The following is a 9,634-nucleotide window of genomic DNA, read 5'->3' on the forward strand; positions in this document are numbered from 1 at the left end:
GTCTCGCCCCGCCAGCCGGCGAAGTCCGGCGCCGTTTCGGGCCGGCAGCGCAGACAGGCCCGAAGGCCCGACGCCTCGGCCGCCGCCGCCGTGGGGTGAAAGACCACATTCTCTCGCTTGGGCGTACGCGCTGGGCAGACCGGACGGCAGTAGATGCCGGTCGAGACGACGCCGGTGAAGAACCGCCCGTCGAAACGGGCGTCCCTCGCCACCACCGCCCGCCAGCAGGCGTCCTGATCCAGCCCCATGTCCATGACGTCGAGGATGCCCCCGCCAGCCCGCGATGTCTCGCGGTTTTCGGACATGGATCGATCAGTCCTTCAGGAAAAACAGGGCCTCCACCGTGGTTTCCAACGCCCGCGCCAGGTCCAGCGCCAGCAGGGTGGAGGGAATGAAGACGCCGTTCTCGACCGTATTGATGGTCTTGCGCGACACCCCGGCCAGGTCGGCCAGTCCCTGCTGCGTCAGGCCGGCGGCGGTGCGGACGTCCTTCAGCCTGGAGCCCAGGCGCGGATCACCCATCGCGACCGGCCTCGCGGTCCAGCCAGGCGAAACGCAGCCCCGCCGAGGCGCCGCCCAGCGCCAGCACATAGGGCAGCGCCATCACCCCATAGTCGGCCCGCCACAGACCCAGGCCCAGCGCCACGGTCACCCCGCCCATCAGGACGACGAAGGCCAGGATCATCGACTTCGCCCGCATGACCTGGGTCAACTCGTCCTCCAGCAGGCGCCGGTTGCGCCGGGCGTGCAGGTCCCAGCCCATGACCAGCACCGGGATCAGCCAGCCATACAGTATGGGCAGCAGGATCTGCACATAGGCGCCCGCGTTGTGATCGCCGCCCAGCACCCCCTGCATCCCCATCTGCGCCTGGAACATGAACAGAAGCAGGACCAGAGGAAACAGCACCAGCTGGCGCGTCCGCTCGCGTTGCAGCTTTTCGCGGCGGGCGCCGTCGCGGCTGGCGGCCGGATTGACCGGACGGCCAGGTCGGCCCCACCACATCGCCAGCCCGCCCACCAGGATCAAGCCCAAGCCCATGCCGGCCGCGACCCCGGCGATCGTCGCCTGATCGCCGTCCGTTCCGTTCAGCAGGACGAAACCCGTCCCGCCGATCAGCCCTATGGCTCCGATGACGGCCATGGCGACGCCGCTCCACCAGCATGGCCCCCGTACCGTCGTCATCCGCCGCACGCCGTCCGATTCGTTTTGCACCATTGCAACCTCTTGAAGTCACCCTGAGGTTACATATCACCTATAGGTTACATGACGTCAAGCGGTCTTGTCGTCTCCGACCACCAGGCGCGCACCCGCCCGCACGATACGGGCCACCTCCACCGCGAAGGCCCAGACCACGACCACCATCAATATGGTCGCCAGACTGGCCTCCTGCCCGCCGGAGCGGTCGATCAGGGTGCGGATTCGTTCGAAGAACGCCGTCGCCGTTCCAACCCAGATCACCGGCGACAAGGCCGACCAGAACCAGATCCACAGCACGCCCCAGGCGGCGGCCAGGCCGAACAGGATGTCGCCCGCCGCTGTCAGACGCGCATTCGCGCCCGAGACCACCCGCATCAGATCGAACCCGATCCGACACGGCGAACAGGATGACGGGCCAGTATGCGGCGGCGAACATCTGACCTAGGATGCGGCCATAGTTCACGCCGTCGACCACGCCCGCCCATTCCTCGGGCTGGATCGGGCGGATCTGCAGCAGGCCGGTCCACCACAACAACATGACCGACCAGCCGATGGCGCTGGCCGCAGCGCGGGCGACCGGCGACATCTGGGCACCCTTGCGCACCTCGCGGCCCGATTTCGACGGGCGTTCGCGCCCCCTGCTGAACCACTCGCCCTTGGCGATCCGTTCGCTGGTCCAGCGCTCGGCGTCGAAGTCGCCGCCCAGTTCGAACACGCCCAGATCCTTGACCCGCCATTTGGCGATGAAGTCCGGCTTCTTCTCCTGCCGTTCAAGAATGAACCCGGCGATGGTCAGAAGGCCGACCACGGTGACGGCGCCGCTGAACAGGCTGGCGAAGGCCTGGCCGACGGCCTGCCCCACATGGATGTCGCCGACCAACACCCGCACCGCCAACCCGACCAGGGTGACGCCGGCCATGACCACCAGCCCGACCTTGGCCCCGAACAGCCACCACGGATAAAGCGTCGGCCCGATCAGCGCTTGGGGCCCTGGGCGATAGCGTGCGGCGACGCTCAGCGGATGACCGACCTCGCGCAACAGCCCCTCGACCTCTTCGTCGGTCGCCGGCCGCCCCAGCCGCGCCTCCAGCGCCTCCAGCCGCCCCATGATCTCGTCGCGCAGCTCGGCGACTATGTCTTCCCGAACGGCCTTGGGCAGCTGCGCCGCCACGGCGTTCAGATAGCGTTCCACCAGGTCCATATCGGCCCCTCCTTCAGTCCCGTTTTTCACAGCATCGCCTCCAGCGAGGCCGACAGGCCCCGCCATTCCACAGCCAGTCGCTTCAGCATCGTCTCGCCGCGCGTCGACAGGCGGTAGAACCGCTTCTTTCGCCGTTCCTCCTCGCGCCATTCGCTGTCGAGCAGCCCCTGGCTCTCCAGCCTGCGCAGCAGCGGATAGAGGGTGCTTTCCTCCATCTCGATCCCTGCCTCGCCTAGGGCGACCCGCAGCGAATAGCCGTATTGCTCTCGCCTCAGGCTGGCCAGCACAGCCAGGATCAGCGACCCCCGCCGCAGCTCCAACCGAAGGCTCTCGAACAGCAGCGCATCTTCGTTCTGGCTCAATCCAAAGCCTCCGTGCGTCACATAGTGTGCGTCACACAGTGTATGAGACATACTGTACGATGGAGTCAAGTCGGTCTCCTGGCGAAACCGCCCGCGCTGCGGCGCGCTATGGCGAGACACGCCCTCACGCACTAAGTTCTGTTCATGAACCGTTCTTCGACGCCGAAGCCCGCCGCCGCCAAGCCCGCCAAACCCGTTCACGTCCCTAATCCGGGCGTGCAGGAGGCGTCGGCCGCCTTCATCCGCGATACCGGAAAGATGCCGATGTTCGCGCCCGTGACCGGCCCGCGCCTGACGCCGGAGGAGCCGGTCGCCGCCCCCGCCGACTGGGTGCCGCACCGCCCCTCGCGCGAGGGGACCAAGAAGGGCGGCAGGTTCCGACTGGAGACCAAATACACCCCCGCCGGGGACCAGCCTGCCGCCATCGCCGAACTGGTCGCCCAGGCCGACGCCGGCGACCGGGATCAGGTGCTGCTGGGCGTCACCGGCTCGGGCAAGACCTTCACCATGGCCAAGGTCATCGAACAGACGCAGCGCCCGGCCCTGATCCTGGCGCCGAACAAGACCCTCGCGGCGCAGCTCTACTCTGAGTTCAAGGCCTTCTTCCCGGACAATGCAGTCGAATACTTTGTAAGTTACTACGACTACTATCAGCCTGAAGCCTATGTTCCACGCACGGACACCTACATCGAGAAGGACTCAAGCATAAACGAGCAGATCGATCGGATGCGCCACTCGGCGACGCGGGCGATACTGGAGCGGGACGATGTGATCGTGGTGGCGTCGGTCAGCTGCATCTACGGGATCGGGTCGGTTGAGACCTATACCGCCATGACCTTCACGCTGAAGGTGGGGGACCAGATCGACGAGGCGAAGCTGCGGGCGGATCTGATCGCGTTGCAGTACAAGCGCAACGACGTGCATTTCGACCGGGGCATGTTCAGGAAGCGCGGGGATGTGATCGAGATCTTCCCGGTCCACCTGGAGGACCGGGCCTGGCGCATCAGCCTGTTCGGGGACGAGCTGGAGGCGATCCAGGAGTTCGATCCCCTGACGGGCAAGAAGACCGCCGACCTGAACGAGATCACCGTCTATGCCGCCAGCCACTATGTCACCCCGCGCCCGACGCTGAACCAGGCCACCAACGGCATCAAGGCGGAGTTGAAGGAGACGCTGGACTGGATGGTCGAGAACGGCAAGCTGCTGGAGGCCCAGCGCCTGGAGCAACGCACCCGCTTCGACCTGGAGATGATGGAGGCCACCGGCTCCTGCGCCGGCATCGAGAACTACAGCCGCTGGCTGACCGGCCGCGCGCCGGGCGAACCGCCGCCCACCTTCTTCGAATACATCCCCGACAACGCCCTGCTGTTCGTGGACGAAAGCCACGTCACCATCGGCCAGATCAACGGCATGTTCCGAGGCGACTATCGCCGCAAGTCGACGCTGGCGGAATACGGCTTCCGCCTGCCCTCCTGCATCGACAACCGCCCGCTGAAGTTCGAGGAATGGGACGCCATGCGGCCCCAGACGGTCCACGTCAGCGCCACCCCCGGCCCGTGGGAGATGGACCGCGCCGGCGGCGTCTTCGTGGAGCAGGTGATCCGCCCCACCGGCCTGATCGACCCGCCGGTCGAGATCCGCCCGGTCAGCGGCAAGACCCGCAACCAGGTCGACGACGTCATCGACGAGGTCAAGGCCACCACGGCGCGCGGCTATCGCAGCCTGGTCACGACCCTGACCAAGAAGATGGCCGAGGACCTGACCGAATATATGCACGAACAGGGGGTGCGCGTCCGCTACATGCACTCCGACGTCGATACGCTGGAGCGGATCGAGATCCTGCGCGACCTGCGGCTGGGCACGTTCGACTGCCTGATCGGCATCAACCTGCTGCGCGAGGGGCTGGACATCCCAGAATGCGGCCTGGTCGCCATTCTGGACGCGGACAAGGAGGGCTTCCTGCGCTCAGAGACCAGCCTGATCCAGACCATCGGCCGCGCCGCGCGCAACGTGGACGGCCGCGTCATCCTGTACGCCGACCGCATGACCGGCTCGATGGAGCGCGCCATCGCCGAGACGGACCGCCGCCGTGAACGCCAGGTCGCCTACAACACCGAACACGGCATCACGCCCGAAAGCGTCAAGCGCGACATCAAGGAGATCATGGACAGCCCCTATGAGTCGCGCGAACTGGACCGCCTGACCCGGCCGGGCGTGGCCGAGGCCTCCAAACCCTTCGTCGGCTCCAACTTCCAGGCCGCCCTGCGCGATCTGGAAGGCCGCATGCGAGAGGCCGCCTCCAACCTGGAGTTCGAGGAAGCCGCCCGCCTGCGCGACGAGATCAAGCGCATGAAGCTGATGGACCTGGAGTTCGCCAACGAAGCCCTGACCGGCGCCGGCGAAGCCGTCGACAAGTCCGCGCCGAAACGCTGGCGCGCCGAGGCGGCGGCGGAAGCGCAGGAGCGGTTCAGGAAGGGGCGACTGTAGGAGAAGAAGTCCCGCCCACCCTTATCCCCAAACTTTATGTAGATGTAGCAAGTTACTAACTCGGTTTGCCATAGCTAGGGGGCTAACTTCATACTTCTTCGCAAGCACCCTGAGTTCATGCGCATCTTCGATATCGAACATCTGCTCGATATCATGCATTATCATTGACTTCGGCATTAATAGCTCGGCCGCAAATCTATTTGCCTCTATTTCGTTGTCATCGATGGCAAGGGTAGAGACTTGATCCCGTCGGTGAACCTTAAACGCTCTATCAATATGGACACCTGTCATCGTTTTGCTGTGAAGCTTATAATGTCCTAACTCATGAGCAATAGTAAATCTTTGCCGGTTAACATGGTGGTGAGAGTTAACCCCAATGACAACCTGATCCCCTGTATTTACCAACATGCCAGCCAACTCACCCTCGAACGGCTGATACTTTAGGATCACTCCCTCACGCTTCGCTATCCGCTCCACAGGGACAGCAGGCGAAACTACGTTGTGTGTCTCCAGCAGTTTCGCGACCACAGGGCGAATTTTTGTAGATGATAATGCCATCAGCGCTGCGGCCCCGTTAGTGCTCGAACCCAATCACGCTCGCGCTCGTCCGCCTCATCAGGCATAAGGCTAACGACCTTATCGCCGTCAATACTTGCTCCAGACGGCATGAGAAGATCGATGTCCACCTGTAAAGCATCAACAAACATGGCCAGCTGATGCGCCAATACTTGCTGATTGCCTTTTTCGATGTTTGTCACTGAAGTCCGACCCAAGTTTATCTTCTCGGCCAAAGCTTCCTGAGTGAGCCCGCGAGCTTCGCGGTATTTGCGAATTCGTTGACCCAGCAGGACATAAAAACTTGCAGGCTGCTGATTCTTCATGATCCCGAAAGCTATGGACTTCCCTAATAAATGTCAACGTGACTGACCTTCGGCTTGTTATGTCATCTATGCTGACATTGAGTTGTTCGGAATGTTGACGTTCCGGCGAATCGAGGGCACTTAGGCGGTGCGCGGCTTTTCGCGCCTGGAAACCTCGATATGACTTCAAGAAATCAACACGTCGTGCCTCACGCCAATGGCTGGGCCGTCAAAAGCGCTGGCGGCCAAAAGGCCACGGCTGTCTACGAGACCCAAAGCGCCGCAATCGCCCGGGCTCGTGAAATCGCCCGCAATCAGGAATCCGAACTACTGATTCACGGACGCAACGGTCAGATCCGCGAACGCGACAGCTACGGCAACGACGACTTCCCGCCGCGCGGCTAAATGACAAGCGAAGAACTCACTTAGGGCGGTCATCGAACCGTGGCCGTCCATTTTTCTAAAGGTAGTTGAGATGTCGAAACGAGAGTGGATTCAACGTCAAGCAATTCTGGGAGCAATCTTCGTTCCCGGCATGGTCACTCTATTTACGTTCCTGTCGGAAATTGACTTAGCCAACGAGATTGTGACGCAGCCGACCACTGTCATCACTCGCTGGTTCGCGCTGGCGCTGATTGGCCTCATCATCGGCGCTGGCATTGGCGCTGCACGGCAGGACTAATCTTAAACCGCGTCAGCGCCGGAGGCAGCGATGGCCTGCAATGGTTTCAACCATCCACCAGATTGCGACTGCAATTTTCGAGGGGGACACGCAGGCACTCAACCGCCTAGGCGTGTCGAGCACGCATCTCTGTTTGGCGATTTAGCACCGGCGCGCGAACGACCGCCCCAGATTGAAAGACGATCCCGGCGTTGCCCCAAATGCGGACTTCCCATTTTCTATGTCCCCGTTCCACGAGGCGGAAGGTTCCTCGCGGCCGGCGATGGATCATTCTTGAAGCACAACTGTGAGAAACAGGTGCCCGAACGTCCTATTCGCCTAGCGCGAGCAAAATGGCGGAGAGAGTGGTTTCCGGTATTCATCCGCTCAGTAAGAACCAGGCAACCTTGCCAAATCCTCCAAGTCATCGGACTGGCTGAAGGCAAGCCGTTCAGAGTTCAAGTATTGGACAGCATCGCAATCGACGACACACACACTGCGGTTTGCAGATGGTCGCCTGATGATTCGAAGGTTCTCGAAATCTCATATGTGGATAGCCACACTGGCGAACTGACCGGCACCTGCATTCGAGCGAAGCGGATTCGAGGATAATCTTCGCTGGGTCCATCGGTTCAGATTGCCGATGCTGAACCAGCCCCTAACCCGCCGCTGCGGTCCACCTTCTCCCGCAAGGGAAGAAGGATCAGCCCTCACAAATCATCCAGCGTCTTCTCCCATTCCTCCAGCGAGATGATCCCGCACGGGCGGCCGACGTAGAGGTCGAGGCCCTGGGAGATGCGGCGGTCGCGTTCGCGCTCGATGACGGGGTCGAGGCCGGCTTCGCGCAACTGGGCCTCAAGCGCGGCGATGCGGCGGTCCAGCTGGACGCGGCGGGCCAGTTGGGCGTGGCCCCATTCATTGTTGACGCGCTCCAGCTTCTGCCTTTCCCGCCAGTAGTGGCCGCGCAGTTCCCAGTCGCTCTTGTCGCTGGTGTTCATGGCGAAGCGACGCTCGGCCTCGTCGGGGTTGGTCAGGATGTCGAAGACCAGTTGCAGGGGCGCGGTCTTGAGCGTCAGGCGGGCGGCGCGTCCGCGCCCGTCGCCGTCGGCCAGTTTGCGATAGGTCTCGGCCAAGGCCGCCAGGGCGCGGGCCTGGGGGAAGTCCTGGGCGTGCAGGACGCGGAGGCGGACGGCACGTTGAAGCCCCTGCCCTGGCTGGATCGGGAGATGGCGCGGCTGGAGCCCGAGGCGTGGCGCGAGGCGCTGGGCCTGCCCGACGGCCTGCCCGAGGCGGCGCGGCGGTGGCTCGCCTGAACGGGGCGGCGGGTTGACTTATCGGCGATAAGCGCCCATTTGCGCCGCATCGCACACTCGCGATCTCCGGCGTCTCCAGCGCGTGTGGGTCCGTTTCGGACCTGACTGTAGCAGCCGCCGGCCCCTCATATCCATTCGCTGCCCGGACACGCGGGGCGGCGCCCGATCCACCCCGCAGGTCTCCTCTCCGAGGCTCCGTCGGGACTGGCGGTGCGCGGCCCGACGGCGTCATGCCATGGCTGAAAGCGCTCTGCCGCACGCGAAAGACATTGCTGTGAGCATCACCTTCGAATCCATGGGCCTGAACAAGGCCCTTCTCCAGGCCCTGGCCGCGACCGGCTATACCAAGCCCACGCCGATCCAGGAGAAATCCATCCCCGACGTCATGGCCGGCAAGGACCTGTTGGGCATCGCCCAGACCGGCACCGGCAAGACGGCCGCCTTCGCCCTGCCGATCCTGCATCGTCTGGCTGAGAACCGCACCCCGCCCGTGCCGCGCACGACGCGCGTGCTGGTCCTGAGCCCCACGCGCGAGCTGGCCACCCAGATCGGCGACAGCTTCAAGGCTTACGGCGCGCACCTGGGCTTCCGGGTCGCCGTAATCTTCGGCGGCGTGAAATACGGCGCCCAGGAGCGCGCCCTGCAACAGGGTCTGGACATCCTGATCGCCGCGCCCGGCCGCCTGCTGGACCACATCCAGCAGAAGAACCTGGACCTGTCCTCGACCGAGATCTTCGTGCTGGACGAGGCCGACCAGATGCTGGACCTGGGCTTCATCAAGCCGATCCGTCAGATCGTCAGCCGCATTCCAGCCAAGCGCCAGAACCTGTTCTTCTCGGCGACCATGCCGTCCGAGATCGGCAAGCTGGCGGGCGAACTGCTGAAGGACCCGGTCAAGGTCCAGGTCACGCCGCAATCCACCACCGTCCAGCGCATCAGCCAGTCGGTCGTCTATATCGAACAGGGCAAGAAGCGCGCCCTGCTGACCGAGATGTTCAGCGACCCGGAATACAAGCGCTGCCTGGTCTTCACCAAGACCAAGCACGGCGCCGACAAGGTTGCGGCCTATCTGGAAACCGGCGGCGTCGAAGCCGGCGCGATCCATGGCAACAAGTCCCAGCCGCAACGTGAACGCACGCTGGAAGCCTTCAAGAAGGGCAAGCTGCGGGTGCTGGTCGCCACTGACATCGCCGCGCGCGGCATCGACGTGGACGGCGTCTCGCACGTCGTGAACTTCGAACTGCCGCACGTGCCGGAATCCTACGTCCACCGCATCGGCCGCACGGCCCGCGCGGGCAAGGACGGCACGGCCGTCAGCTTCGTGGCGGGCGACGAGATGAAGCTGCTGCGCGACATCGAAAAGGTCACGCGCCAGAAGATCCCGGCCGCCGACCGTCGCAACGACAAGCAACTGGCAGCTCTGGACGCCTCCATCATGTCGGCGGGCGTGGCCAAGAAGGCGACGATGCCGGAACGTGAAGGCGGCGAGCGCAACGAAGGCGGCCGTGGCGGTCGTGGCGGGCGCAACCGCGCGCCGCACCGCGAGGGCGTT

At 63.9% G+C, this 9,634-nt stretch carries 13 protein-coding genes; 5 read left to right on the forward strand and 8 right to left on the reverse strand.

Annotated elements, in window-relative coordinates:
• From RTU05_RS15135 to RTU05_RS15155, 5 genes are all read right to left on the reverse strand, one after another.
• A partial coding sequence (locus tag RTU05_RS15135; RefSeq protein ID WP_312599190.1) for an Ada metal-binding domain-containing protein occupies nt 1-254 on the reverse strand: 254 nt, incomplete at its 3' end.
• A 58-nt stretch (nt 255-312) separates the two neighbouring features.
• Nucleotides 313-522: a helix-turn-helix domain-containing protein gene (locus tag RTU05_RS15140; RefSeq protein ID WP_312599179.1), complete on the reverse strand. Its 210-nt coding sequence runs from the start codon at nt 520-522 to the stop codon at nt 313-315.
• Nucleotides 515-1,216 (reverse strand): hypothetical protein, encoded by a 702-nt coding sequence (locus RTU05_RS15145; RefSeq protein WP_312599180.1) that lies wholly within the window; start codon nt 1,214-1,216, stop codon nt 515-517. Before RTU05_RS15145 ends, RTU05_RS15140 begins: the two co-directional genes overlap by 8 nt.
• A gap of 37 nt (nt 1,217-1,253) precedes the next feature.
• The gene (locus RTU05_RS15150; RefSeq protein ID WP_312599181.1) at nt 1,254-2,399 is read right to left on the reverse strand and encodes a hypothetical protein; all 1,146 of its coding nucleotides are present in this window, start codon (nt 2,397-2,399) and stop codon (nt 1,254-1,256) included.
• A 26-nt stretch (nt 2,400-2,425) separates the two neighbouring features.
• Complete coding sequence (locus tag RTU05_RS15155; RefSeq protein ID WP_312599182.1) at nt 2,426-2,761, reverse strand: helix-turn-helix transcriptional regulator; 336 nt, start codon at nt 2,759-2,761, stop codon at nt 2,426-2,428.
• A 144-nt stretch (nt 2,762-2,905) separates the two neighbouring features.
• Here RTU05_RS15155 and uvrB point away from each other — a divergent pair, with 144 nt between their 5' ends.
• Nucleotides 2,906-5,248: an excinuclease ABC subunit UvrB gene (uvrB, locus tag RTU05_RS15160; RefSeq protein WP_312599183.1), complete on the forward strand. Its 2,343-nt coding sequence runs from the start codon at nt 2,906-2,908 to the stop codon at nt 5,246-5,248.
• A 21-nt stretch (nt 5,249-5,269) separates the two neighbouring features.
• Here the strand turns inward: uvrB and RTU05_RS15165 are convergent, their stop codons facing one another.
• Both RTU05_RS15165 and RTU05_RS15170 read right to left on the reverse strand, forming a co-directional pair.
• Nucleotides 5,270-5,806: an ImmA/IrrE family metallo-endopeptidase gene (locus RTU05_RS15165; RefSeq protein WP_312599184.1), complete on the reverse strand. Its 537-nt coding sequence runs from the start codon at nt 5,804-5,806 to the stop codon at nt 5,270-5,272.
• On the reverse strand, nt 5,806-6,129 hold the full coding sequence (locus RTU05_RS15170) for a helix-turn-helix transcriptional regulator (protein WP_312599185.1): 324 nt from the start codon (nt 6,127-6,129) through the stop codon (nt 5,806-5,808). Before RTU05_RS15170 ends, RTU05_RS15165 begins: the two co-directional genes overlap by 1 nt.
• 159 nt (nt 6,130-6,288) lie before the next feature.
• Between RTU05_RS15170 and RTU05_RS15175 the strand changes: the two genes are divergently transcribed.
• Both RTU05_RS15175 and RTU05_RS15180 read left to right on the forward strand, forming a co-directional pair.
• Nucleotides 6,289-6,513: a DUF2188 domain-containing protein gene (locus tag RTU05_RS15175; RefSeq protein WP_313012527.1), complete on the forward strand. Its 225-nt coding sequence runs from the start codon at nt 6,289-6,291 to the stop codon at nt 6,511-6,513.
• A 70-nt stretch (nt 6,514-6,583) separates the two neighbouring features.
• Complete coding sequence (locus RTU05_RS15180) at nt 6,584-6,790, forward strand: hypothetical protein (RefSeq protein ID WP_312599187.1); 207 nt, start codon at nt 6,584-6,586, stop codon at nt 6,788-6,790.
• 689 nt (nt 6,791-7,479) lie between these two features.
• Here the strand turns inward: RTU05_RS15180 and RTU05_RS15185 are convergent.
• Nucleotides 7,480-7,902 carry a hypothetical protein gene (locus RTU05_RS15185; protein WP_312599188.1) on the reverse strand — a complete coding sequence of 141 codons (423 nt, stop codon included), beginning with the start codon at nt 7,900-7,902 and terminating at the stop codon, nt 7,480-7,482.
• A gap of 36 nt (nt 7,903-7,938) precedes the next feature.
• Here RTU05_RS15185 and RTU05_RS15190 point away from each other — a divergent pair, with 36 nt between their 5' ends.
• Together RTU05_RS15190 and RTU05_RS15195 are read left to right on the forward strand one after the other, a co-directional pair.
• Nucleotides 7,939-8,082: a hypothetical protein gene (locus tag RTU05_RS15190; RefSeq protein WP_312599189.1), complete on the forward strand. Its 144-nt coding sequence runs from the start codon at nt 7,939-7,941 to the stop codon at nt 8,080-8,082.
• 235 nt (nt 8,083-8,317) lie between these two features.
• Nucleotides 8,318-9,634 (forward strand): DEAD/DEAH box helicase (locus tag RTU05_RS15195; protein WP_409411637.1); only part of this gene is annotated, 1,317 nt, incomplete at its 3' end.

The organism is Brevundimonas sp., from assembly GCF_032017145.1.
GTDB lineage: Bacteria > Pseudomonadota > Alphaproteobacteria > Caulobacterales > Caulobacteraceae > Brevundimonas.